20 protein-coding genes are annotated in these 24,930 nt (G+C 39.2%); 16 read left to right on the top strand and 4 right to left on the bottom strand.

Going from position 1 to position 24,930, the window contains the following annotated elements; all coding sequences use genetic code 11:
- Positions 1–115: 115 nt before the first annotated feature.
- Together QUD79_RS15755 and QUD79_RS15750 are read right to left on the bottom strand one after the other, a co-directional pair.
- A complete protein-coding gene (locus tag QUD79_RS15755) occupies positions 116–1,861 on the bottom strand; it encodes a DUF885 domain-containing protein (RefSeq protein WP_184424221.1) in 1,746 nt (581 codons plus the stop codon).
- A 132-nt stretch (positions 1,862–1,993) separates the two neighbouring features.
- Positions 1,994–3,523, bottom strand: coding sequence for a S10 family peptidase (locus QUD79_RS15750; protein WP_184424222.1), 1,530 nt, complete (start codon positions 3,521–3,523; stop codon positions 1,994–1,996).
- A gap of 377 nt (positions 3,524–3,900) precedes the next feature.
- Between QUD79_RS15750 and QUD79_RS15745 the strand changes: the two genes are divergently transcribed.
- The gene (locus QUD79_RS15745; RefSeq protein WP_184424223.1) at positions 3,901–5,196 is read left to right on the top strand and encodes an adenylosuccinate synthase; all 1,296 of its coding nucleotides are present in this window, start codon (positions 3,901–3,903) and stop codon (positions 5,194–5,196) included.
- 227 nt (positions 5,197–5,423) lie between these two features.
- A complete protein-coding gene (locus tag QUD79_RS15740) occupies positions 5,424–6,665 on the top strand; it encodes a malic enzyme-like NAD(P)-binding protein (RefSeq protein ID WP_184424224.1) in 1,242 nt (413 codons plus the stop codon).
- Between the two features lie 65 nt (positions 6,666–6,730).
- Here QUD79_RS15740 and metJ read toward each other — a convergent pair whose 3' ends face one another.
- Positions 6,731–7,060, bottom strand: a complete 330-nt coding sequence (gene metJ / locus QUD79_RS15735) for a met regulon transcriptional regulator MetJ (protein ID WP_184424225.1) — start codon at positions 7,058–7,060, stop codon at positions 6,731–6,733.
- A 253-nt stretch (positions 7,061–7,313) separates the two neighbouring features.
- On the opposite strand from metJ, the gene metB reads away from it, so the two are divergent.
- The 4 genes from metB (at position 7,314) to QUD79_RS15715 (ending at position 13,155) form a co-directional block, all read left to right on the top strand.
- Positions 7,314–8,474 (top strand): cystathionine gamma-synthase, encoded by a 1,161-nt coding sequence (gene metB, locus QUD79_RS15730; protein ID WP_184424226.1) that lies wholly within the window; start codon positions 7,314–7,316, stop codon positions 8,472–8,474.
- A gap of 31 nt (positions 8,475–8,505) precedes the next feature.
- Entirely contained in the window at positions 8,506–10,950 is a 2,445-nt protein-coding gene (gene metL, locus QUD79_RS15725) for a bifunctional aspartate kinase/homoserine dehydrogenase II (protein WP_184424227.1), read from the top strand.
- Positions 10,951–11,125: 175 nt separating this feature from the next.
- Positions 11,126–12,583, top strand: coding sequence for a hypothetical protein (locus tag QUD79_RS15720; RefSeq protein WP_184424228.1), 1,458 nt, complete (start codon positions 11,126–11,128; stop codon positions 12,581–12,583).
- A 128-nt stretch (positions 12,584–12,711) separates the two neighbouring features.
- Positions 12,712–13,155 (top strand): CopD family protein, encoded by a 444-nt coding sequence (locus QUD79_RS15715; protein WP_184424229.1) that lies wholly within the window; start codon positions 12,712–12,714, stop codon positions 13,153–13,155.
- A gap of 495 nt (positions 13,156–13,650) precedes the next feature.
- Here the strand turns inward: QUD79_RS15715 and argE are convergent, their stop codons facing one another.
- Positions 13,651–14,799 carry an acetylornithine deacetylase gene (argE, locus tag QUD79_RS15710; protein ID WP_184424230.1) on the bottom strand — a complete coding sequence of 383 codons (1,149 nt, stop codon included), beginning with the start codon at positions 14,797–14,799 and terminating at the stop codon, positions 13,651–13,653.
- A gap of 238 nt (positions 14,800–15,037) precedes the next feature.
- On the opposite strand from argE, the gene argC reads away from it, so the two are divergent.
- The 10 genes from argC to QUD79_RS15660 all read left to right on the top strand — a co-directional run bounded on the left by argC (position 15,038) and on the right by QUD79_RS15660 (position 24,650).
- Positions 15,038–16,093, top strand: a complete 1,056-nt coding sequence (argC, locus tag QUD79_RS15705; protein WP_184424231.1) for an N-acetyl-gamma-glutamyl-phosphate reductase — start codon at positions 15,038–15,040, stop codon at positions 16,091–16,093.
- Complete coding sequence (argB, locus tag QUD79_RS15700) at positions 16,090–16,866, top strand: acetylglutamate kinase (protein WP_184424232.1); 777 nt, start codon at positions 16,090–16,092, stop codon at positions 16,864–16,866. The genes argC and argB overlap by 4 nt, the downstream gene beginning before the upstream one ends.
- A gap of 24 nt (positions 16,867–16,890) precedes the next feature.
- A complete protein-coding gene (locus QUD79_RS15695; protein WP_184424233.1) occupies positions 16,891–17,814 on the top strand; it encodes an ornithine carbamoyltransferase in 924 nt (307 codons plus the stop codon).
- Positions 17,815–17,931: 117 nt separating this feature from the next.
- Positions 17,932–19,179 carry an argininosuccinate synthase gene (locus QUD79_RS15690; RefSeq protein WP_184424234.1) on the top strand — a complete coding sequence of 416 codons (1,248 nt, stop codon included), beginning with the start codon at positions 17,932–17,934 and terminating at the stop codon, positions 19,177–19,179.
- A gap of 1 nt (position 19,180) precedes the next feature.
- A complete protein-coding gene (gene argH, locus QUD79_RS15685; RefSeq protein WP_184424235.1) occupies positions 19,181–21,130 on the top strand; it encodes an argininosuccinate lyase in 1,950 nt (649 codons plus the stop codon).
- Between the two features lie 20 nt (positions 21,131–21,150).
- Complete coding sequence (argA, locus tag QUD79_RS15680) at positions 21,151–22,476, top strand: amino-acid N-acetyltransferase (RefSeq protein WP_221435176.1); 1,326 nt, start codon at positions 21,151–21,153, stop codon at positions 22,474–22,476.
- Positions 22,477–22,728: 252 nt separating this feature from the next.
- Complete coding sequence (locus QUD79_RS15675) at positions 22,729–23,046, top strand: hypothetical protein (protein ID WP_184424236.1); 318 nt, start codon at positions 22,729–22,731, stop codon at positions 23,044–23,046.
- 178 nt (positions 23,047–23,224) lie between these two features.
- Positions 23,225–23,836: a class I SAM-dependent methyltransferase gene (locus QUD79_RS15670; RefSeq protein ID WP_184424237.1), complete on the top strand. Its 612-nt coding sequence runs from the start codon at positions 23,225–23,227 to the stop codon at positions 23,834–23,836.
- A 58-nt stretch (positions 23,837–23,894) separates the two neighbouring features.
- Complete coding sequence (locus tag QUD79_RS15665; RefSeq protein ID WP_184424238.1) at positions 23,895–24,191, top strand: hypothetical protein; 297 nt, start codon at positions 23,895–23,897, stop codon at positions 24,189–24,191.
- A 126-nt stretch (positions 24,192–24,317) separates the two neighbouring features.
- Positions 24,318–24,650, top strand: a complete 333-nt coding sequence (locus QUD79_RS15660; RefSeq protein ID WP_184424239.1) for a hypothetical protein — start codon at positions 24,318–24,320, stop codon at positions 24,648–24,650.
- Positions 24,651–24,930: the final 280 nt, after the last annotated feature.

Here is a 24,930-nt window from a genome sequence, read left to right as displayed (position 1 = left end):
TAAATGGTATAAGCTCTTCTACGTTGTAATGCTATTGAGGTGTATCAACATACTTATTATATCGCGTATAAAGAATTGACCACTTTCTCATTGGTAGAAAAGCTTTATTATCAGTTTATTTATTCCTTATCCAGCGTTCAACAGCAGCACTTATCATTGGCAAAGTTACAGCACCATTCATCAATACCTGATCATGAAACTCGCGAATGTCAAAACTATCACCTAACACTTCTTCGGCATGCTGGCGTAAGCGTTGAATTTCTATGCTGCCAATTAAATATGAGGTAGCTTGGCCAGGTACTGCAGCATAGCGATCAACTTCGTTAGTTATACTGCCAATACTTTCAGCAGTGTGGTCAAGCATGTATTGTATTGCCTCTTGCCGTGTCCAACCCATGATATGCATACCTGGATCAACAACTAACCTTGCAGCACGAAGTGCCGCATTCGAGAGCATTCCTAATCTGGCAAGGTCATCTGAATATATGCCCATTTCGTCGGCAAGCTTTTCAGTATAAAGTGCCCAACCTTCTGAAGACCCACCAACATACATATAACGGAAAATTGGGTGTGCGCTTTGGTTTGTTAATGCAACAGCAAATTGTAGGTGATGGCCCGGGTAACTTTCATGAAATGCGGTAGACTCCTGACCAGCTTTACTGATAGTTGTTGGCTTGTAGGTGCCAACTTTATAAATACCAGGGCGTTCGCCGTCAGCCGAGCCTGAAGAATAAAAACCTCCACCTGAATCTTTTTCATACGGCGGAGATGCTACTATAATCATCTCTGCATTTGGCACATTACCAAACCAGTCGCCAACGACAGACTTAGCACGTTCAACAGCGGCTGCTATATAATCAAGCATATCCTGTTCGTTTTTAAAAGTGTAAGCAGGGTTGGTGCGTAACTCTGTCATCAAACTTTCAACGTCGTCTGTAGCGAATGATGATCTAGCAATATTACGCATTTCGTTTTGAATCGCCGCCATTTGGGTGATCCCTGCGTGGTAAATATCTTCAGCGGACATTGAAATAGAAGCATGAAACTTAACAGAGGCATCGTAACAGGCCCTACCGTTAGGATTTGCACTCACTCCAGGTTTTGAATGACCCTTATATTCGTTCGCTAGGTAATCTCGGTACTGAATTATAGCGTCGCGTACTTCAGTGCGTAGAATTTTTTCATAGGTACGAGTAAATAGCCGGTCGTTTGACTTTGTAGCAGGCGCATAAAAAGGCAATTCAGTAATAGGCGTATTGATAAATGACGTCACTTGGTCAATTACCTTTATCACATTATTTTGTCCTGCGGCGTATCCTTGCTGTTGCCCCCTGCGTAAATTACGAATTTCTGTTTTTAGGTAACGAGCAATATCACTTACGCGTGCCAACGCGATCTTGCGCTCTTCGGCAGTTTTCACTGGTTGTACAGCAAGAGTTGAAGATATACGGAATTGCCAGCCTGTCCATGTAGGGCTGATATTCCAAAGCTCCATTTTACACACTCTATGATCGACAAGAGCTTGTATTTTTTCTTTAGCAAAAGTGTAAGTTAGCGCTGTTTCAGCGTTTTCTATTGTTTTAATATCAATTGTGTTAAGTGTGTTTAACCACCGGTCTACTTTAGCATTCCATAATGTAATTGATTGTTCATCATGATGACCAAACCTGTCCATTGGTGCATTTGGGTAACCTATTTCGTAAACTTCTTCGGTATACTGAGTGAAATAACCGTCGACAAATTCGTTTGCTATTTGCGTAACTATAGCTGAAGTGTTGTCTTTGGTAGGCTTACTTGGTGTTGTTGAACATGCGGTACATATTAGGGCTAAAATACCAAACAATAGTTTTATTCTTGGCACGATAAACTCCGTAGTTTGCTGCTTATTAGTTAATTTTATGCGTTTTACAATGTAGTGAATCTCGTTTCACTAGCACTTAAATGAAAAATGTTGTAGAGCTTCTATAGAAGCTCTACAACAATATGCAAAGAGTTATTTTAATTGTTGTTGAATAAACTTGCGGGTGTCATTTAATAAGTCGAGTCTTGTGGGTTCGTGAACATACATCATATGACCGCCATGGTAATATTCATATTGAATTTGCTCTTTTTTAATGTTGTGGCGATTTAGAGTATATTCGGCATCAAAGAAAGGTGTTACTAAGTCATAATAGCCAGCAGCAACAAATACTTTCAGATTAGGGTTAATGCGTAAAGCTTTTGATAAGTCGTGTGTGGTATTGACATAGGTTGGCTCCCAAGCTTTATTTTTAGGTGCAGTGCGCCAACTCCATTGATCTGATAACTCATCGTCTGCTGGTGCTAAATAAGTTCGGTTCCAGTTAACGCCTAAATCGCTTCGTATATAACTCATCAAGCCGGCATTATAAGCAGATGAAATAGAACGACTAGCATCATAGCCTGGCTTAGCAGTTAGATCATCAGCTTCATCTATGGTGTAACGTGCATCGAGCAAGCCAATGGCAATACCATCATCTCTTAACAGTTCTTTGGCAAAATGAAATCCACCAATGCGCAGGTTAGCTTTTTCAATATAAGCTGGAGACAGCCCCGTGAAGTGAACTAATCGATCACGAATATGACTTCTAGTTGCATCGCTGATGGTATTACCTTTGAATAAAGCAGGCATTAACTCATCAGTAGCAAAGTCTCTAGCTTGTGCGAGAAAAGTCGATAAATTGTCTGGCTTTGGATTAATTTTTCCATGATAAACAGCCGCTGCCGCCATTGTGGGTAAATAAGTAATATGAGAAATGATATTATCTGGTACATACGGGCTAGAGCCTTGATAATCTAAGGCTTGTGAGATAAAAACAATCCCATTAAGGCTAACCGATAAGTCTTGTTCTAATATTTTGGCTACCGCTGCTGCACGCGTTGTACCATAGCTTTCTCCAAGTAAGAAACGGGGAGAGTTCCATCGGCCGTTATCGGTAATCCATGTTCGGATAAAGCTCGCCATCGACTTAGCATCTTCTTTTAATCCCCAAAACTCTTTACCTTTATGTTGCCCTAGCGCACGAGAAAAACCAGTACCTACAGGGTCGATAAAAACAAGATCTGATACATCAAGGATCGACTCTGCGGTATCTAGAACTGGATAAGGTGCATTACCTGGAAATTTAGCATCGCTTGGCACATGCACTCGTTTTGGGCCAAAACCTCCCATATGCAGCCAAGTTGATGCTGAGCCTGGTCCTCCATTCCATATAAAGGTTACTGGTCTGGTTTTACCTTTTGTATTTTTTTTAGTGTAGGCGAAGGTAAAGATACTCGCAGTTTCCTTACCATGCTTATCTCTTAAATAAGTTTCTCCTGCGGTAACCGTATACTCAATATTTTGGCCGTTAAATCGTCCTTTATGTTGACTAATAAATTGACGGGCTTCTGGAATAGACGTTGCTGCTTCTTTATCAGTGTTTTGCTCTGTGGCTTGAATAACACCGCTAGAAAAGATACAAAAATAAATAAAGGTGGGATAGAAAAATTGTTTAAATAACATGAGGGTTACACTACTTGAGCTGATTTTACCTATCTATACTAGAAGTGTAGATAACAGTCAATTTAAAGCATAATCAATATATGTTTAAAGGCAGCTTTTAAAGATTTAATCGTTGTTATTGCTTGGTACTACTTGAATACACCCTAATGGTTATATTTATCTCAGGTGAAAATGTTGATAAGTTAATTAAACAAATGAACAATAATATTAGCCATGATAAATTGATAATTACCACTTGCTATCGCTAAATTCTCGCGGGAATAATCTTATATTCACAGCCAAACTTTTCATCGTATTAAAAACAAGCAAGTATTGCTTGGACTCAATACCTATATTTGGTAGAATCGTCGCCTAATTTTTTTTCCAAAATGTGAATAATGGGTAAAAACGTCGTAGTCCTTGGCACTCAATGGGGTGACGAAGGCAAGGGTAAGGTTGTAGACCTTCTAACAGATAAAGCTAAGTACGTGGTGCGCTATCAAGGTGGCCATAATGCTGGTCATACATTAGTGATTGACGGTGAAAAAACTGTTCTTCATTTGATTCCATCAGGTGTTTTACGTGAAAACGTTAAATGTTTGATCGGAAATGGTGTCGTACTTTGTCCGAAAGCGCTGATGACAGAGATCAATATGCTAGAAGCCCGTGGTGTTCCTGTCCGCGAGCGTCTATTAATTAGTGATGCTTGTCCGCTTATTCTTCCTTATCACAATGCCTTGGACGCCGCGCGCGAAATAGCACGTGGTAATAAACCAATTGGTACTACTGGCCGTGGTATTGGTCCAGCTTATGAAGATAAAGTGGCTCGTCGTGGCTTACGTGTAGGTGATTTATTTTGCGCAGAGACTTTTGCAATAAAGTTAAAAGAAATTATGGAATACCATAACTTTGTTTTAACAACCTATTACAAAGTTGAGCCGGTTAGTTATGAACAAACATTGTCTGATGCTTTAGAAGTTGGTGAAATCATCAAAGGTATGGTTGCCGATATTCCTGAATTATTAGATCAATCTCGCAAAGCGGGTGAGTCTATTATGTTCGAAGGCGCCCAAGGTACTCTGCTTGATATTGATCACGGAACATACCCTTATGTAACTTCATCAAATACTACGGTAGGCGGTGTAGCCACAGGTTGTGGTTTTGGGCCATTACATTTAGATTATGTTTTAGGTATTACAAAAGCTTATACAACGCGTGTTGGTTCAGGGCCTTTTCCAACTGAACTCAATGATGAGATTGGTGAGCACTTAGGTACTGTTGGTCATGAATTTGGTGCCACTACAGGGCGCGAGCGTCGTTGTGGCTGGTTTGATGCTGTTGCGATGCATCGAGCAGTTCAAGTGAATAGTATTACTGGTTTTTGCTTAACTAAGCTCGATGTTTTAGATGGCTTATCTACCTTAAAAATCTGCATAGGCTATAAAACAGCGAATGGCGATGTAATTACAGTACCACCAACAGCTGCCGAAGGTTACGAAAATGTAACGCCTGTCTATGAAGAAATGCCAGGTTGGAGCGAAAAAACAGTTGGTGCAACGTCTAAAGATAAACTACCTGCGAACGCAATTGCTTATATTAAGCGTATAGAAGAAATTACTGGTGTACCTGTTGATATAATTTCTACAGGTCCTGATAGAAACGAAACGATTATTTTAGTTAATCCATTCGAGTAAAATCAGCAAAAGTTAATTTCTTATAAAAACCAGCGTTTATCGCTGGTTTTTTTATACTTAGTATTTGATATAAACCTAACGAGAAGAACATAATATAGTTATATAGCTGCTAGAAATTGTTTATATGCAAATGCTCTTGATTGCTTCAAGGTAAATGAAATACCATAGCCGTACTTATCATATTAACAATAATAAATTATTATCACTCAACGCATTTAGGAAGAAACATGACTGATTTACGTCAAGAGGCATTAGATTATCACGCATTACCCATTCCAGGAAAAATAAGTGTCGAACTGACGAAACCCGCAGAAACAAGCTACGACCTTTCATTAGCGTATAGCCCCGGTGTTGCTGAGCCTGTTAGAGCAATTGCTGAAAATCCTGACGATGTTTATAAATATACCGGTAAAGGAAATACAGTTGCGGTTGTAACTAATGGCACTGCCATTTTAGGCTTAGGCAATTTAGGTCCTATGGCGGCTAAACCAGTAATGGAAGGTAAGGCGTTACTATTCAAGCGTTTTGCAGGTATTAATTCATTCGATATTGAAGTTAAGCATAAAACAACTGAAGATTTCATTGATACCGTTGCCAACATTGCAGACAGTTTTGGTGGAATTAATCTTGAAGATATAAAAGCGCCTGAATGTTTTATTATCGAGAAAGCACTAATTGAACGTTGTAAGGTACCTGTTTTTCATGATGATCAACATGGCACTGCTATTGTAACTGCAGCTGGTTTACTAAATGCGCTTGATGTACAAGGTAAAAATATTAAAGAAGCTGATATTGTTTGTATGGGCGCAGGCGCGGCTGCAATTGCTTGCATGGACTTGTTGATCAAGTGTGGTGCACAGCGTGAAAAAATATACATGCTAGATACTAAGGGAGTTATTCATACCCGTCGCGATGATCTTAACGAATATAAGCGTTCATTTGCTAATAATACAGACAAACGAACTTTAGAAGATGTGATTGATGGTGCTGATGTTTTTGTAGGTGTTTCAGGGCCTGATGTTTTATCTGCTGAGCATGTGAAAATGATGGCTCCTAAACCAGTGATATTTGCTTGCTCGAATCCAGATCCTGAAATTAAGCCTGAATTAGCATTATCTGCACGCGATGACGTAATTATAGCAACAGGTCGTTCTGATTATCCAAACCAAGTAAATAACGTACTGTGCTTTCCATTTATTTTCCGTGGTGCATTAGATGTAAGAGCAAGAACAATCAACGATGAAATGAAGGTTGCTTGTGTTCATGCTATTCGTGAGTTAGCGAAAGAGCCGGTTCCACAAGAGGTATTGGCGGCCTCAGGTGTTAGCGAATTAACATTTGGTAAAGAATATATAATTCCTAAGCCAATGGACTCACGACTGTGTGGCCGTGTAGCTAGAGCTGTAGCTATTGCTGCAGTAGAATCGGGTGTTGCGGCACTAGACCTACCTGCGAACTACATGAAATAGGTGCTAGCAAATATAAAAAAGCCAACGAATAGTTGGCTTTAATATTTTAATACATCAGAATTAAATTAAACTTCGTCATCATCATATTGCGAAAAGTCGGTAATGCCTTGCTCAGTTAGTATTTTTCTCACACTTGCAGGCAACTTCTCTAAGTTATCTTTCGCTAAGTCGTGATCGTCAGGTAAGGGTTGGCCAGTAAAAGCGTGTAAAAAAGCTTCACATAATAATTCACTGTTTGTAGCATGCCTTAAATTATTAATTTGGCGGCGCGTTCGCTCATCGGTAAGTACCTTGAGTACACGCAACGGAATGGAAACAGTGATCTTTTTAACTTGCTCACTTTTTTTTCCGTGTTCTGCGTATGGATTAATGTACTCGCCATTCCACTTTGCCATGAAGTTTCCTCTGATTTAATTTGTAATATATTTTTTATAATGGCGCTCGCACTAGTCAAACAGAGAGTAATGATGTTTGTACTAATTGAAAGCCCATAGAAATTCTAAGTATGATTTTACTGCTTGTGAGCTATGAGTCAACTATGAATGTGTAGAAGTGTAGATGTCTAAAAGTTCTTGACCGGAATATTGAAACCGTTTAGAGTTGTAGACGTCCAAACATCCATTTGAAATTGACTCTTTAGGTAAGCTCATGTCTGATAAAAAAAATGCCACTATTGCCGTTCGTGGTGGCATTAATACCGACAAACATCATGGTGCTGTTGTAGCGCCAATACATTTATCAAGCACCTATTCGCTAAAGGGACTTAACGATAAGCGTCAATTTGATTATTCTCGTACCGGTAATCCAACAAGATCAACTTTTGGCCAAGCTATAGCAGACCTAGAAAAAGGTGCGGTTGGTGTAGTCACCAGTACTGGTATGGCTGCCGTTCATCTTATTTGCCAATTACTGTCAGTTAACGACACTATCGTTATACCGCATGATTGTTATGGTGGTAGTTATCGATTATTTACTCATTTAGCTAAACGCGGCCAATTTAAATTGATTATTGTTGACCAAGATGATGAGCAAGCTTTACAACAAGCATTAGATCAAAAGCCGAAATTAGTCTTGATAGAAACACCAAGTAACCCACTGTTACGTATTGTTGATATTTCAAAAATTTGCCAAAAAAGCCATCAGGCGGGTGCTTTAGTTGCTGTTGATAATACTTTTTTATCGCCAATTTTACAGCAACCATTAACGCTAGGTGCTGATATCGTTTTTCACTCAACCACTAAATACATCAATGGTCATAGCGATGTTGTTGGCGGCGTATTAGTGACTAAAGATGTTGCCATTGGTGAAGAGCTAGCTTGGTGGGCTAATTGTATTGGTATTACGGGGTCGGCTTTTGATAGCTACCTAGCACTACGTGGTTTAAAAACGCTCCCTGTAAGAATAAAACAACACCAAGCCAATGCCGACCAAGTTGCTGCATTTTTACAAGAAAATACAGCTATTGAAAAGGTATACTACCCAGGGTTTATCACGCACCCAAATCATAATGTAGCTAAAAAACAGCAAGAGAGTGCGGGTGGCATGCTAAGTTTTGAAATAAAAGGTGGGATTGCGGCGGTTGAAAAATTATTTGCTAACTTAACCTTATTTACACTGGCGCAGTCGTTAGGAGGAGTTGAGAGTTTAATTAGCCATCCTTCCACTATGACTCACGCTAGTATGGAGCATTCGGCACAAATTGAAGCCGGTATTACTGAGTCATTAGTGCGTATTTCTGTAGGTATTGAAGACATTGACGATATTATTGCTGATTTAGCACAAGGGCTCGTTGCTAGTCAGCGACAGTAGTTTAATTGATTTTAGAAGTGTAACTCTTATTATGGAACAGTCATCAAATGCTGTCGCGTTAAGCGCAGAAAATAACCAATTAGCAAAACAAGCAGTACAAGTTCATAAATTTGGTGGTAGTAGCTTAGCAGATAAAGCATGTATCGAGCGTGTGATAGGTATTATTCAGCATCACTGCCATTTAAACGATATTGTGGTGGTGTCTGCTAATGGTAAAACTACCGACCAATTATTTGCGGTGCTAGGCTTAGCAAAATTAGATGACCCAACCTTAAATGATGAAATTATCGCACTGAAAGAAAACCAAGCGGGGTTAATTTCTTCACTATTGAATAAATCGAGTGCTGCACGTTTAATTGAATACTTAGAGCAAGACATTAGCCAGTTAATTAGCTGGCTACGCACAGACGTTAATGCATTTGAAAATGATTTACTCGGCTTTGGTGAGTTATGGTCAGCACGATTAATGTCTGCAGTGTTAAATGAGCGTGTTTGTCCAAGTCATTACCTAGACGCTCGGGACTTTTTAGTGATTAATAATGAGCGTGATTGCCAAGTTGAATATCCGTTAAGTGAGAAACAGTTATTAGCATGCCGAAAGGCGGATAAGCTTACTGTTGTAACTGGCTATATAAGTAAAGATGTTGACGGTTTAACTAAAACCTTGGGTCGCAATGGTAGTGACTATTCTGCCACTATTATGGCGGCTTTAGTTGGTGCAGGAAATGTAACATTGTGGACTGATGTTGATGGTATATACAGCGCTGATCCGCGGGTTGTTCCTCATTCTCGAAAATTACACCGCTTACCTAATGGTGTTGCAAAAGAATTAGGCCGTTTGGGTAACCCTGTACTTCACGCTAAAACATTACAGCCATTAAATAACCATAGTACACATTTACATGTTGCAAGTAGTTTCGCCCCTGAGGTGAGCGGTACAGAAATCGGCTCTTTTGGCCAAATAGCCAAACAAGAGTTGTCAGTAACCTATTTAAACGACTTATTATTGGCACGCAGCGAAAGCTTTATAGGTGCCAAGGGCAAGCTTGCCGCAGAAGAATTTTCAGCGATAACCTATGATACAGAGAAAGGGTTCATTGTTATATATTTAGACCAACAAAAGGCGGTAAGTCAGTGGCTAGCGAGCCATGATACCGAAGTCTCATTCATACCCGCAGCCATTATGGCCACAGTGGGTCATAAAGTAACGGAACATGGTGATATACGAGCATGCTTTAAACGCTCATTAAAAGACGCGAAAGTATTAGAGTTTGTTTGCTCTGAAAATCAGCACAGCTTACTTGCGGTTGTACCAGAAAATTGCAGTGTTGAGCTAGTAAACCGAGTGCATTATCATATGACCAAAGATGCTCGCCACATTGGTGTGGTTGTGGTTGGCTTAGGTAATATAGGTCAGCGTTTTATTGAAATGTTACCTCAGCAGCTAAACAATATTCAAGCGCTAGAAAATGTACATTTAGTAGGCTTAGTTACTTCAGAAAAAGCATTAGTAAACGATGATGGCATTGATGTTGCTCAAGCGTTACAACAGTTTGAACAACATGGCCAAGCGTATGATAATAGTGAATTACTTTCATGGTTAGCCAATCATCCTTACGATGAATTAGTGGTGGTTGACATTACACCAAGTGAGCATTTTAGCTTACTGTACCAAGCATTTTTTGAGCAAGGTATTCATGTTATTGGTGCTAACAAATGGGCGGGTTCTGCGCCAACAGCGCAATATCAGCAGTTAATAGAAACAGCTAAAAAGCATCGCAGTCTTTGGTTAGGTAATAGTACCGTAGGTGCAGGGCTGCCCATTAATCACATTATCACCGACCTATTGAACAGTGGTGATACCATTACAGAAATTTCAGGTATATTTTCAGGTACATTGTCGTGGTTGTTTGAAAGTTATGATGGCACAGTACCATTTTCAACATTGCTAACCGAGGCGTTAGAACAGGGGTTAACAGAGCCAGATCCACGAGAAGACCTATCAGGCCGTGACGTACAAAGAAAATTACTCATTTTAGCACGCACAGCAGGCTTTGAATTATCAATGGAAGATATTCGTTGCCAAAATTTGGTACCCAAATCACTTAGAACACTGATAAAAGATGAGTTTTTACAGTCATCAACACAGTTAGATGGCTATTTTTACGACCAGCTACAGCAAGCCAAGCAACAGCAAAAATGTATTCGCTATATCGCACGTTTTAGTGTTGAAAAGGATAAAATACAAGCAACTGTTGGTTTGGAAGCATTAGAAAGGGACGATGCCTTTGCTAACTTGTCTGCTTGTGACAATATCTTCCAAATAAAAAGTCAGTGGTATAATACAAATCCACTCATTGTTCGAGGGCCCGGTGCTGGAAGAGATGTAACTGCAGGCGGGTTACATTCAGATTTAGTTAGCATTTGTCAGCAACTAGTTAGCAGATCTAACCCAGTTAATATTAAAGGTAGTTAGGTGTTGCTGAACATAGGTGTGACAGAATATAGGTTGAAATTTAAACACGATTTACTTTTTATCGTACTTCAAAGAGTAACACGGGCTCGTAGCAAATTAAGTACTTGTGAGTTAGTAAAATATTAACTAGCATTGAATGCTAATACGAATGATTCTATGGAATTGCTAATTAACTATGTCGAAAAAAGCCGCTAGCGATACTAAATTTACCACCCAAGTAAAGCAAATATTAGATAAGCTCTACGGGCGTAGTGCATTAAAAGATTCGCTTGTTGAGCGCGCTATTGAGTTTTATGCGAAACAATCATTTGTTCAGCATAAATTACAGAGCCTGCAAGATAGTATTACTGAGTTAACGGCTAAAGACGATAATAATACGAAGTCGATCACACGCTTAGAGCGAGAGTTGCGTGATCTGAAGCAAGATCTTCGCTATGAAAGCAATGAGCGGTACAAGTATTTATTTGAAATTTGCCAGGAAATACTAAAGCTCAGTGAAGGTTTAACTTTTGAAGAAACAAATAGAAAATCAGCGCAGCTATTGGGCACTATTCAATTAATTAGCCCTACAGAAGGTAAAAAAGTAGCTGAAAACAACGAGCGTAATAAACCTCTATATAAAGCAGTACTCAGTTTACGTTTGTTTGACCAACTCTTTATTGAGCAATCTTCAGTTCTCATGCACCCTTATGTTAAGGAATATGCATCAGCAATACTGCCTGATGAATACCAATCACTTGCAACTACAGACAATGACGTTTATTCAAACTTTCTAGACCAGATTAAGTTACCTATATTAATGGCCGCACTACTCCAAGATATAGGTAATTATCACCCTGACTCACAACGCATTCTTAAAGGAAAAGACGGAAAACTAAACAGTAATAGAACATTAGCAGTAGATGAGCGAAAGGCACTATTGCAAATTAACTTTAGAGAAACCGTTAAGTTTTTAGTTGATGGTATCGGTGCACCTATTTATGTGGGTAACTCAAAAACAGAGCGTGATAAATTTAATATCGCTGAGCATCAAAAGTTAGTGTTTATTAAACAATTAATCAAAGGGGCTATTGCGCCCCGTTCAGGCATAGGCAATATACTAAAAGTCCCGCAAATATACGCGTCGATCATCTTATCAACTAAAAGCAGTTATAATTTTAAATTATTGCCTAAAGTGTATCAGGCACTTTATCAAAACGCTGAGCATGGTAGTTGCTGTAAAACCGCTGTTGATGCTTTATATAAAATTACCGGTGTTTACCCTCAAGGGTATGGCGTTACTTATATTCCTATCGATAGTGATGGCGAGCAAAGCGACCGCTATGAATATGCCATTGTAACTCAGCTTTACCCTGAAAATGGCGAAAATCCAATATGCCGTACGGCAACACGTTACTTAACTTTTATCAGTTATGGTCAAGATGTAGTTATTGAAAGCGATAGAAACTTATATAACGTTGAAGTTGCACAACAATTTGCGTCGTTAAGTAAAGAGCGTTTGAATGAAATTTTAGAGCTTCTGGCTTCGAACTATGCAGATCGAAAAAAACTCGACTTATTACCACGTTATTGGCATGCAGGCGATTATTTTTCTGTAAAAGATAACCAGAAACTTTGGAATAAAAGTAAATAAAAAAGCTCAGCTTATTAAATTTCAATTTGCCCTAGATGCAATAAAGTTGATCAAGAATAAACTTGTTATGCGGCACATAAAATAAGCTCGTATATTATCAATAGTTAAACGTAATTGGCTGAAAAATAATGTACGGAACCTTATTATTATTGCACATTCTGGCGGCGACAATTTGGACTGGCGGACATATTGTACTGTCTGTTGTTATTTTACCTAAAGTGTTAAGAGAAAAGTCACCTGAACAATTACTAAGTTTTGAATCTGTTTATGAAAAAATAGGTATGCCCGCACTTATTGTGCAGGTGATCACCGGGCTAATGTTGGCACATCGTTTATTACCTGACGTAAGCCAGTGGTTTAACTTAAATAATCCTGTTGCCCATGGAATATTGGCCAAGTTATTACTGCTAGGCTTAACTTTTGCTTTTGCGCTTGATGCTCGCTTTAGAGTTATTCCGGTGTTATCAAAAGATAATCTTGTTGATATGGCTTGGCATATTATTCCCGTTACATTATTGTCAGTATTGTTTGTTTTTGTTGGCGTTTCATTTAGAACTGGTTGGTTGTATTGAGGATTATTTTATAGCAATTGAAATAAATAGTTGACCAATTCAGAACATCGTTAGGGAAGTTAGAACAAAGTCAATTGATGTAGCTTATGTGGGCAAAGTAGGAGCATAATTGCCCTGAACAACTCGTTATAAAATACATGCCTTGTATTTGACTGTTTTCACTGCGTATAAAATAGATCACTTAATTAATGAAACTGATCTTGGTTAGCGCTTGTATAAGTAATGCGCGTTAACGCTCATGAGAGCCACACAAGTACGCATCGAAAGAAGCACAAGATGCAAACCTTGACATGTTGTTAGAATACAACGCTCAATATGAAACTCGAACAGACAAGCTCTCAAGAGCTGCCCATCAACAAATTTATACTGCGTATGTTGGAACAAAAAAGTTTTACACCAATAATTGGGAGTGTTTAACTTTATGTTACAAGTTTTTCAACTGAGTATCCGCTTCTTGATGAGGTGCAAACCGATCAACTAGCGCTCCCCCCCTAATTAGAAACAGTATTTATTAATCATTTGCAGTAGTACCTTCTCGGTATTGTTAATTTGATCAAATGCCAAAAATTCATCTGGTTGATGTGCTTGGTCAATCGATCCAGGTCCCATCACAATTGTTTGACATCCTAGTTGCTGAATAAAAGGCGCTTCAGTGGCATAGTTCACCGCACAACAGCTATGGCCACTAATATGTTCGGCAAAGTTAATTAATTCACTTGGCTTGGTTTGTTCAAAACTTGGTGAGCTAGGATCTAACTCTTCAAACGATACGCGTCCTGGGTAACGCAAAGCCACAGGCTCTAATGCTTTTGCAAGCCAACCAAGTAACTCGTCATCACTTAACCCAGGAATAGCTCTCATATCTATATCTAGCTCACAATAGCCACAAATACGATTAGCATTGTCACCGCCACGAATAGCGCCAAAGTTTAGCGTTGGCATAGACACCTCAAACGCATCATGTTTATAAGTTAATGCCAACTGTTCTTTCAGTGTTAACAAAGCGGCAATGACCTGATACATAATTTCAATGGCATTCACGCCTTTGTCAGGTTGACTAGAATGACCTGATTGCCCTTTGATTTTAATTTTGTGCGACATATGACCTTTATGCATAACCACTGGTACTAAATTGGTAGGTTCGCCAATAATGGCTACCTCAGGCTTAGCTAATTGATTTTTAATAAAGAAACGAGCGCCCGCCATAGTAGTTTCTTCATCAGCTGTTGCTAAAATATAAAGTGGCTTTTTCAAGTTTTTTGCGTCGATGGTTTTGCAGACCTGCAAAATAAAAGCAAAAAAGCCTTTCATGTCGCAGGTACCTAACCCATAAAACTTATCATCTTTAGTTGTTATCGTTAGCGGATCTGAATTCCAACGATTTTCATCAAAAGGTACTGTATCGCTATGCCCTGATAAAAGCAGTCCTCCTTCACCACTACCTAGTTTGGCGAGTAAATTATATTTGTTACGCGTTTCTGGCACCTGCTGAATGTTAATAGTAAAGCCAAGCTCTTCAAACCAAGTTGCAAGCAATTGAATAATAGACAAATTACCTTGATCCCAACTTTCTAAGGTTGAGCTAATGGAAGGTTGAGCTATCAGCTGAGTTAGTGCTTGAGTAAAGTCTGGTAATTTTTTCATTATATACCTCAAAATAGTTATGCTCATTTATTGCATAACTACCCATTTAATGTTAATTTCGCATTTCATGTTGTTATTCGTAAGATTACGCAAATTTTTCTGGGGATTCAATTCGATTTATCGCTTTTAAAATCGTATTGGTTATAACACAAAAAATGTAACTTAATAGCAATTACAAAATAAACATTGTGCACTTATTGCACATATAGTGCATAAAATTGCAATTTTTGAGGGTGGTATGAAAGTAGCGGTAATTGGGGCAAGTGGATATGTTGGTGCAGAGTTAATCGCACTGCTTTGCCAACATAAGAAAATGTCTATTTGTGATCTAGTTGTCTCGGAAGGTAGTGACTCGGCGGGTAAACTTTTTTCAACCTTACACCCAAAATATTTAGGCATTTGTGATATCACCTTACAAGCCTTCTCAGTTGAGTGGTTTAATGCCGCGGTTAACAAATTAGATGCAGTTTTTTTTGCTACACCACATGAGTTTAGTGCTGAATGGGCACATGCTTTTGCCGATGCTGGCGTTAAAGTATTTGATTTGTCAGGTGGTTTTCGTCTTAAAAATAGCGAAGATTATCCTAAATATTACGGCTTTACGCATCAGCACCTTTCAGCGTTAGCTAAAGCTCAATATGGTTTGGCAGAATGGCATTCGCATGATATTGCTCATAGTCAGATAATTGCAGTGCCGGGTTGTTACCCAACCGCAAGCTTATTGTCGCTTAAACCAATTACGAGCAATAACCTTCATAGTGAACATTCATTAATTGTGGTTAATGGCATTAGTGGTGTAAGCGGTGCCGGTAGAAAAGCCAGTCTAGCGACCAGTTTTAATGAAGTAAGCTTAACTGCTTATAATATATTACAGCATCGCCACCAGCCTGAAATTAGCCAAGAAGCCCATGCCCAAGTCATTTTTAATCCTCACTTAGCACCATATAAAAGAGGGCTACTTGCTACTGTTACTTTGCAGCTTAAGAAAAATGTGACCAAAGCTAACGTTGACCAAGCATTTGTTGATGCTTATGCAGCATCTCCATTGGTTCGCTTAGTTGGCACTTGGCCAAAAATTGACAATGTAGCCTATACCCCTTTTGCCGATTTACATTGGCAATATGACGAGCAAAAAAAAGTAGTGGTGATCAGTTGTGCCATTGATAACTTATTAAAAGGTGCAGCATCACAAGCGATTCAATGCGCCAATATCAGTCTAGGTTTAGCAAGTCACTATGGCTTATTACCTTCAAATTTAAAGCATTCAAATGTTATTGATGGAGTTAATGTATGAAACAACCCTTAGTGATCAAGATTGGTGGCGCAATTTTAGCGAAAGAATCCGCATTAACCGCACTATTAAATGTAATAGCGACGATAAAAAATCATGCCGTTGTTTTGGTACATGGCGGTGGTTGCGTTGTTGATGAAATGTTAGCGCAAGCGGGATTTTCAACCATTAAAAAGCATGGTTTAAGAGTGACACCAGCAGAGCAAATGCCAATAATTAGCGGAGCATTAGCCGGCGCTGTCAATAAATCTATTGTTGCAAAAGCCACGAGTATGAATATACCTGCAGTGGGTTTATCGCTTACCGATGGAGGCATGGTAACCTGTCAATTAAACCAACTTGAATTAGGGGCCGTAGGCATACCAACGGCGCATGACAGCAAGTTACTTGATATCTTATTGCCGTCAAATTTTTTGCCAATAATATCCTCTATAGGCGCACTGCCTGATGGCACTTTAGTTAATGTTAATGCTGATGACGCCGCAGTAGCAATTTGCCAGTTACTCAATGCACAATTATTACTGTTAACCGATGTTAACGGTGTGAAAGGAAGCACTGGTGAGTACCTTCGCTCGTTAAATAATCAAGAAGCAAAAGCATTGATTGAACTAGGTGTTATTGCCGGCGGTATGACTGCCAAAGTAAACGCTGCTTTACACGCGGCTAATCAATTACGACGAAGTATCGCGGTCGCCAGTTGGCAAGCACCAGAGCAAATTATTAATTTGCTTAATGGAGAGCTTATAGGTACCCGCATTCAGCCTGAAAAACTATAACTTCGTCACCGTATAGGATTGATTATGTCATTATTGAATTTTTTAGCTGATGATCAGCTAACGAAAGCGCAAGTGCTTAACTTAATAGCACTTGCGAAAGATATTAAGCAAAAACCCACAAACTATCACCAAAAGCTTGCTGGAAAGTCGGTCGCGATGATCTTTGAAAAACCATCGCTAAGAACCCACGTCAGCTTCGATCTTGGTATCAATAAACTGGGTGGTCATGCACTTTATTTAGGGCAACAAAATGGCAAGCTAGGCGAGCGTGAAAGAGTTAGCGATTATGCCAAAAATCTTTCTTGCTATGCTGATGCAATAGTTGCAAGAGTTTATGAAAACAGTGCAATTGAAGGCTTAGCTGAACATGCAAGTGTGCCGGTTATTAATGCCTTATGTGATTTATATCATCCGTGTCAGGCTCTGGCTGACTTTGTTACCTTATCTGAGTGCTTTGACGACATATCAAAGGTTAAATTGGCTTATGTTGGCGATGGTAATAATGTCTCTAATTCGTTAATGCTTATGGCGGCAATACTTGGTGTTAACTTTACTTTGGTTTGTCCTCAGGGGCATGGCCCATCGAAAGCCATGCTCACTAAAACACAGCAGCTTGCACAAGCGAGTGGCTCGACTTTTCAATGCGTAAACGACATAGAGTTAATAGGGCAACAAGATGCTATTTATACTGATACTTGGGTATCAATGGGCAAAGAAAGTAACAATAGCAAAGCTGAAATATTGGCGAAATTCATGCCTTTTCAGTTAAACCATCACTTAGTTGAACACACACAAGCGCAACTAGTTATGCATTGCCAGCCTGCGCATTTAGAAGAAGAAATTACGACTGAATTATTTGACGATGAAACTAAGTCGGTAGTGTTTCAACAAGCTGAAAATAGAATGTGGGCGCAAGCGGCTGTGTTAGTGACATTGCTGAGTGATTAAACAAGCTTATATTCATTTACGCGTGGCTAAATAAACAAATTAAGAACAGTAATTAAAATAGTTGGCAATTAGATAAAGCTATCATTGCCAATGTTTGAAATAAATAAGGATAATATCATGGCTTTAGCAGCTAAAAAACAAGTTAAAAAAGTAGTATTGGCGTATTCAGGCGGTTTAGATACCTCAGCAATTATTCCATGGTTAAAAGAGAACTATGAAGGTTGTGAGGTTATTGCTTTTTGTGCTGATGTTGGCCAAGGTGAAGAAGAGCTTGAGGGGATTCAAGAAAAAGCAATCGCGTCGGGTGCGTCAGAATGCCATGTTGTTGATCTTAAAGAAGAGTACGTAAAAGACTATATATATCCTATTTTAAAAACAGGTGCTGTTTACGAAGGCCAATACTTATTGGGTACATCAATGGCACGCCCGGTAATTGCTAAAGCGCATATTGAGGTTGCTTTAAAGGTAGGCGCTGACGCTGTTTGCCATGGCTGTACCGGCAAAGGTAATGACCAAGTACGTTTTGAGTCTTGTTTTGCTGCATTAGCTCCAGAGCTTACAGTAATTGCACCATGGCGTGAATGGGACATGGTGTCTCGAGAAGATTTATTAAATTACCTTGAAGAGCGTAATATTCCTTGCTCAGCATCATTAACCAAAATTTATAGCCGTGATGCTAATACGTGGCATATTTCACATGAAGGCGGAGAGCTTGAAGATCCATGGTGCGAGCCGTCTAAAGAGGTATGGACCATGACTGTTGATCCAATGGATGCGCCAAATGAACCTGAGCGTGTTCAACTTAGCTTTGTTAAAGGTGAACTTGTTGCAGTAGATGGCAACAACTTTAGTGATAGCAAAACCCCCGCTCATGATGCATTAACTTACTTGAATGCCAAAGGTGCGGCACATGGTGTTGGTCGAATTGATATTGTTGAAAATCGTTTAGTGGGCATGAAGTCGCGTGGTTGTTATGAAACGCCAGGTGGTACTATTTTAATGGCGGCTTACAAAGGATTAGAAACCCTAATTTTAGACAAAGAGTCCTTAAAATATCGTGAATCTATTGGCTTAGAATTTTCGCATGTTATTTATGACGGTCGTTGGTTTACACCATTAGCTAAAGCGCAGTTAGCCGGTGCCGCTTCATTTGCCGAAAAATTAACTGGTGACGTTGTTGTTAAACTTTATAAAGGTACTGCACAAGTTACCCAACGTCGTTCACCTAACTCATTATATTCTGAAGCTTTTGCTACTTTTGGTGCGGACGATGTTTATGACCAAAAACATGCCGAAGGCTTTATCCGTTTATTTAGCTTATCGAGTAGAATTACCGCATTAAGCCAAAAAAACCAGGAGAAATAATATGGCATTATGGGGCGGACGTTTTAAAGGACAAGCAAGCTTACAGTTTAAAAAATTTAATGACTCATTGCCGGTAGATTACCGAATGGCAGTGCAAGATATTGTCGGCTCTATTGCTTGGGCTGGTGCTATTCATTCAGTCGGTATAATTAACGAGAGCGAACTTGCTAAGTTAACCGCAGCGCTGAACGAACTTAAAACATCTGTTGAGCAAAATCCTCAACAAATACTAAGCTCAGATGCAGAAGATATTCATAGCTGGGTTGAAATACAGCTTATTGAAAAAACGGGTGACTTAGGTAAAAAATTACATACTGGGCGAAGCCGTAACGACCAAGTAGCCACAGACCTAAAGCTTTGGTGTAAAGAAACTGGTGGTGAACTATTGTTTGCCTTAGTGAGCTTACAACAAGCCATGATGGGTTTAGCTGAGCGTGAAAAAGATACCGTATTACCCGGGTATACTCATTTGCAACGCGCGCAACCCGTAACATTCGGTCATTGGTGTTTAGCTTATGTTGAAATGTTTAACCGTGACATTGGTCGATTAAAAGACGCATTGTATCGTTTAGATGTGTCGCCTTTAGGATCTGGCGCGCTTGCAGGCACAGCCTATCCTATTGACCGCAATACCTTAGCGCAAAACTTAGGTTTTAGAACTGCAACAATGAACAGTTTAGATGCTGTCTCAGACCGCGATCATGTTATTGAGTTATTGGCAACCGCAAGTATCTCAATGATGCATTTGTCGCGCTTTGCTGAAGATTTAATCTTTTATAATTCGGGTGAAGCAGGCTTTGTTGAGATGAGCGATTTAGTGAGCTCTGGTTCGTCATTAATGCCACAAAAGAAAAACCCAGATGCGTGCGAACTTATCCGTGGTAAAACAGGACGAGTTTTTGGCGCATTAACGGGTATGTTAACCACCATGAAAGCACTCGCACTTGCCTACAATAAAGACATGCAAGAAGATAAAGAAGGCTTATTCGACGCGCTTGAAACATGGCAAGAATGTATGGAAATGGCGGTATTAGTGGCAGATGGTTTAACCGTTAATCGTTCACGTACTTTGGCTGCTGCCCAGCAAGGTTATGCTAATGCAACAGAGCTCGCCGACTATTTAGTTAGTAAAGATATTCCTTTTCGCGAAGCACACCATATTGTTGGCGAAGTAGTTCTTGCCGCTATTGATAAGGGTAGTCCGTTGGAAGATTTAACCCTCACTCAACTACAAAGTTTTAGTGATCGAATAGAGCAAGATGTTTATCAACACTTATCGATAGAGTCTACCCTTGATAAACGTGAAGCACTAGGTGGAACTTCTCGTGTTCAAGTACAAAAAGCCCTAGATAATATTCAGTCAGGTAATCGTGAAATACTGAATGAGCAAGTTGTTGGTGCGCCAGGTAAAGAACAAGTAAAAGTTGCATTAAAACAAGTTAAACAACGTTTAAATGCCCAACGTGCTGCAGCTATGTCGGTACGCAGAGCGAGAATGTCTGATGTTGATCATATATTTAACTTAACCCGTTATTGGGCTGATAAAGGTGAAATATTACCGCGTAGCCGCGACAATATTATTCATGATATTCAAAACTTTGTGGTAGCAGAAATCGACGGAACTGTTGTTGGCTGTGCCTCTTTATATATTTATCAAACAGGTCTAGCTGAAATTCGCTCAGTGGTAATTGATAAAGATGCGCATCGACAAGGTCAAGGACAAGCATTGGTTCAGTACTTACTAGGTTTTGCACATCAAATAGAGTTACAAAAAATTATTGTGTTGACTTATATACCACAATATTTCGCTAAACTTGGTTTCAGTCTTATTGAGAAAAGCTCATTAGCTGACAACATAATAGAAGACAGCGAACCAAGCCCTTACAAAGACCCAGCAGATGAAGTTGCCATGGAATATGTATTATTTCCATTAACTTCAGCGGCCAAATAGCAATAGTTAAAATAGTACTTATGAAGAACGCAAACATAACCCATAGTAATAAAGATAACGTTAAATGGTTTAGAAACGCTGCGCCCTATATTAATGCCCATCGTGGAAAAACTGTTGTGCTAATGTTTGGCGGTGAGGCTGTTCTTCATCCTAACTTTGCAAATATTATTCACGATATAGCGTTATTGCGCAGTTTAGGGGTAAAACTTGTGTTGGTACACGGTTCTCGACCGCAAATCGAAGAGCGTATGATGCAACGAAATATCCCTCAACATATTGAAAATAATATTCGTATAACTGATGCTGAAACTTTAGTTGCTGTTAAAGATGCAACCGGCTCTTTGCGCTTACATATTGAAGGGTTACTAACCATGGGATTGGTAAATTCCCCCATGCACGGGTCACAAATACGAGTTAGTACCGGCAACCTTGTTATAGCAAAACCTATAGGGGTTAAAGAGGGGATTGACTATAAATTTACAGGAACGGTAAGGCGAATAGATGCTGTGGGCATTAACACCCAGCTTGACTATGGTTCAATTGTCTTACTTTCACCAATTGGTTATTCGTCTACAGGTGAGGTTTTTAACTTGGCACTTGAAGATGTGGCTACTCAAACAGCAGTCGCATTAAAAGCAGACAAACTCATTACCTTGACAGAAGATGAAGGTTTGCTTGATGAGTCGGGTACGTTAATTAGAAGCTGTAGTGTACGAAGGGTTAAAACGTTACTTGATGATAAAGATGATCATGTTCGCCAGTTACTGCTTCGTGCCATCATACAAAGTGGTGAAAATGGTGTAGAGCGCTGTCACTGTGTAAGTTATCAAAGCGATAGCGCTTTATTGCAAGAGCTTTTTACCCGAGACGGTGCTGGTACGCTAATCGCAAAAGATCACAAAGAGCAAGTTTGTACCGCAAGCATAGATGATGTAGGTGGTATTTTAGAGTTAATTGCGCCGTTAGAAGCAGAGGGCGTACTGGTAAAACGCTCACGAGAACTGCTTGAGGTGGAAATTAACCGCTTTACTGTGATTAAAAAAGAAGAGGTTATTATTGCCTGTGCGGCGTTATATCCATACCCAGAAGCAGCTTCAGGTGAAATTGCTTGTGTAGCCATTCACCCCGATTATCGTAAAGGTAACCGTGGTGAGCGCTTGATGGAGTCTTTAGAGTTTAATGCGAAAGAGCAGGGCTTATTGTCATTATTTGTTTTGACCACTGTAAGCGGGCATTGGTTTAGAGAACGTGGTTTTATTGAGCGTTCATTAGAAGACTTGCCCGAAGGTAAAAAACAAATGTATAACTTTCAGCGTAAGTCTAAGGTGTTAATTAAAGAGATATAAAATAGATCATCTTATTTGGCGCTACTACCAATTATTTATTATTGGCAGTAGCAATGCTTTGTTAACTCTACACATTAATTGCTCTAGCTTATAGATGTTGATGGAGTAAAGCGTGTATGAACGCTGTGGCGTGATGACAGCTTCTGACTTCACTTAAAACTAAGCTGAACTAGCAAACCGTGTCGTTAAGCGATATATTTATTTTATATCACGTTTAATTTTAGTTTATACAAGCATAAAAAGGACTCTCAGATGCCAAACTACAAGCTAACTATTTCAATAATCACTGTACCAGTAATGCTAGCCTTATACTCTTTTGGCGCCACCGCGAGTGATTGTTCAGTATCTATTAATTCAAAAGAATCGGTGAAATGCCTGCAAAAAAAGATTTCAACACTTGAAAAAGAACTTGAACAAAGCAAAAAATATCGAGTTGTAATTCCTCAAGGAGCACTTATAAGTTTTAAGGCAAAAACTTGCCCAAACGGTTGGGCAGATTACCAAGCTAATCAAAATGGTATTGTTAACCTTAGCATTAATAAAGACATAGTTAAGTGTTTAAAATTGTAGGCTAATCACGATTTTTATTGTTTTCTGTGTGACACGAAGCTAACACAATTTATCTCTGATAATAAGTGATTTTCGCTAACACAAATAAAGGTAAGCTCATAGTGGGTTAAGCTACTGTATTGATCAAGTGTAAAGAATTTAAAGCTTTAATGCGTCCTAACAAAAAGGTATATGACATATGTGGGATCAACGATACGAAGAAACAGGATATGCCTATGGAACGTCCCCAAATGACTTCTTAAAATCTGAATGTGGTCAAATACCAGCTGGAGGTCGTGTGCTTTGTTTGGCTGAGGGCGAAGGGAGAAATGCTGTGTTTTTAGCTAAACAGGGATACTCTGTAACAGCAGTCGACCAGTCTTCAGTAGGGCTTGAAAAGGCCAAAATGCTGGCTGATGAGCATAAGGTTAACATATCAACCATCACAGCTGACTTAGCAAATTATGACTTGGGTAACGAGCAATGGGATGGCATTGTATCAATCGCTGCACATGTTCCACCAGCGTTGCGTAAAAAGCTTCATGGGCAAGTGGTTAGTGCTCTAAAAAGCGGTGGGGTTTTTATTTTAGAGGCGTATACACAACGGCACCTTGAAATGGATGGAATAGGTGGTCCGCCACCGTCAAAAAAAGAGTTGTTTATGTCATTAAATGACTTAACGACTGAGCTTAACGGGTTAAATTTTCTTGTGGGGGTTGAAACAGAGCGTAATATCTCAGAAGGGAAGTATCATCAAGGAAACAGTGCGGTTGTTCAGATGGTTGCATGTAAACCTACGAAAGCCGATTAATATTTTACTTACGCGAGCGTTTTAATAAATAACCTGAGTTCTGGATAAATAGATACCTATGGCACTTTTTTCGATTTCAATGGGGATTATTTGTTTCTTAGTGGCAATAGCTTGGTCTGTGTTTGTGACTTTATATTCTCAAAGTAGTGATTCAGGTTTTTCTTTCAGTATAATTTTAGCAATGTTTCCAGCATTTTTGGGTATGTTACTTATTATTCCGGCTACGTTATATAGACTTATTGATGTGATCTCAAAAAATGAGTCTCAAACATTGCGCGAGAAAAGGGTATTAGTGGCTGGCATTTTAATCTCTGTACTTTATTGCACTGTTTTTATAATGTTAGCACTCTCATAACAAACCTGAGCAGTAGTATTCTTAATACGCAGAAAAAACAACACAACACGAGAGCTATTATTGCAAAACCCTGATAGCCCGTGTTTTTATTTTTTGAATTGATGACTTTATTTTTAGGATAAGATCATGGATGAATTAATTAAAAACCGTATTGCCCAATGCAGTGAAAAAGTTAACGAGTATGATCGCTGGCTAAAGCTTCTAAGATATCCAAATATCATATTTGTGATTGGAGGGTCGTTGTTAGCTTTTATTGGTGGCGTACTTACAGGGCTACATGGTTGGTTTGGCTGTGAAACCCATCAGCAAAAATGTAAAGAAATTAGGTATAAGTACAATTCATTAAAATTCAAGTTTAAAAGGTTGCTAGATGAAGATTGCACTAAAGAAAAATTTAACATTTTAGATGATTTATTCATTGAGCTAGAATCTAATATAGATGCTAAACCATGGTTTTAAAAATATTAGGGCGTGTTGATCTTTGCTGTACATTTTTGCAGCGATTTATTTGGTGTTTATACAAGGCTGAACTTATGTAATGGGGTTGTTCCCCATAAATAAGTGAAAAAGCCGTAGAGAAACCAAAGAGGCGCTGTCCTACGGGTACGTTTAAACATGATTTACTTTTTGTTGCCTACACGGAAGTAGTTACTTAGCGTGAGCAGAACGCGGAAGCTGCCTAACTCATTTATGTAGAATACTACACTTTATTCGCTACGCCTCAATTAAATTATGTTTA

The organism is Thalassotalea piscium, from assembly GCF_030295935.1.
Classification (GTDB): domain Bacteria; phylum Pseudomonadota; class Gammaproteobacteria; order Enterobacterales; family Alteromonadaceae; genus Thalassotalea_B; species Thalassotalea_B piscium.
Note: the sequence above shows the minus strand (reverse complement) of the source record. Positions and strands in the feature narration are given on the sequence as shown.

Excerpts from the sequence above, each read along its gene's own strand:
- QUD79_RS15750 (WP_184424222.1), bottom strand. The coding sequence starts at position 3,523 with ATGTTATTTAAACAATTTTTCTATCCCACCTTTATTTATTTTTGTATC.
- QUD79_RS15745 (WP_184424223.1), top strand. The coding sequence starts at position 3,901 with ATGGGTAAAAACGTCGTAGTCCTTGGCACTCAATGGGGTGACGAAGGC.
- QUD79_RS15740 (WP_184424224.1), top strand. The coding sequence starts at position 5,424 with ATGACTGATTTACGTCAAGAGGCATTAGATTATCACGCATTACCCATT.
- metJ (WP_184424225.1), bottom strand. The coding sequence starts at position 7,060 with ATGGCAAAGTGGAATGGCGAGTACATTAATCCATACGCAGAACACGGA.
- metB (WP_184424226.1), top strand. The coding sequence starts at position 7,314 with ATGTCTGATAAAAAAAATGCCACTATTGCCGTTCGTGGTGGCATTAAT.
- metL (WP_184424227.1), top strand. The coding sequence starts at position 8,506 with ATGGAACAGTCATCAAATGCTGTCGCGTTAAGCGCAGAAAATAACCAA.
- QUD79_RS15720 (WP_184424228.1), top strand. The coding sequence starts at position 11,126 with ATGTCGAAAAAAGCCGCTAGCGATACTAAATTTACCACCCAAGTAAAG.
- QUD79_RS15715 (WP_184424229.1), top strand. The coding sequence starts at position 12,712 with ATGTACGGAACCTTATTATTATTGCACATTCTGGCGGCGACAATTTGG.
- argE (WP_184424230.1), bottom strand. The coding sequence starts at position 14,799 with ATGAAAAAATTACCAGACTTTACTCAAGCACTAACTCAGCTGATAGCT.
- argC (WP_184424231.1), top strand. The coding sequence starts at position 15,038 with ATGAAAGTAGCGGTAATTGGGGCAAGTGGATATGTTGGTGCAGAGTTA.
- argB (WP_184424232.1), top strand. The coding sequence starts at position 16,090 with ATGAAACAACCCTTAGTGATCAAGATTGGTGGCGCAATTTTAGCGAAA.
- QUD79_RS15695 (WP_184424233.1), top strand. The coding sequence starts at position 16,891 with ATGTCATTATTGAATTTTTTAGCTGATGATCAGCTAACGAAAGCGCAA.
- QUD79_RS15690 (WP_184424234.1), top strand. The coding sequence starts at position 17,932 with ATGGCTTTAGCAGCTAAAAAACAAGTTAAAAAAGTAGTATTGGCGTAT.
- argH (WP_184424235.1), top strand. The coding sequence starts at position 19,181 with ATGGCATTATGGGGCGGACGTTTTAAAGGACAAGCAAGCTTACAGTTT.
- argA (WP_221435176.1), top strand. The coding sequence starts at position 21,151 with ATGAAGAACGCAAACATAACCCATAGTAATAAAGATAACGTTAAATGG.
- QUD79_RS15675 (WP_184424236.1), top strand. The coding sequence starts at position 22,729 with ATGCCAAACTACAAGCTAACTATTTCAATAATCACTGTACCAGTAATG.
- QUD79_RS15670 (WP_184424237.1), top strand. The coding sequence starts at position 23,225 with ATGTGGGATCAACGATACGAAGAAACAGGATATGCCTATGGAACGTCC.
- QUD79_RS15665 (WP_184424238.1), top strand. The coding sequence starts at position 23,895 with ATGGCACTTTTTTCGATTTCAATGGGGATTATTTGTTTCTTAGTGGCA.
- QUD79_RS15660 (WP_184424239.1), top strand. The coding sequence starts at position 24,318 with ATGGATGAATTAATTAAAAACCGTATTGCCCAATGCAGTGAAAAAGTT.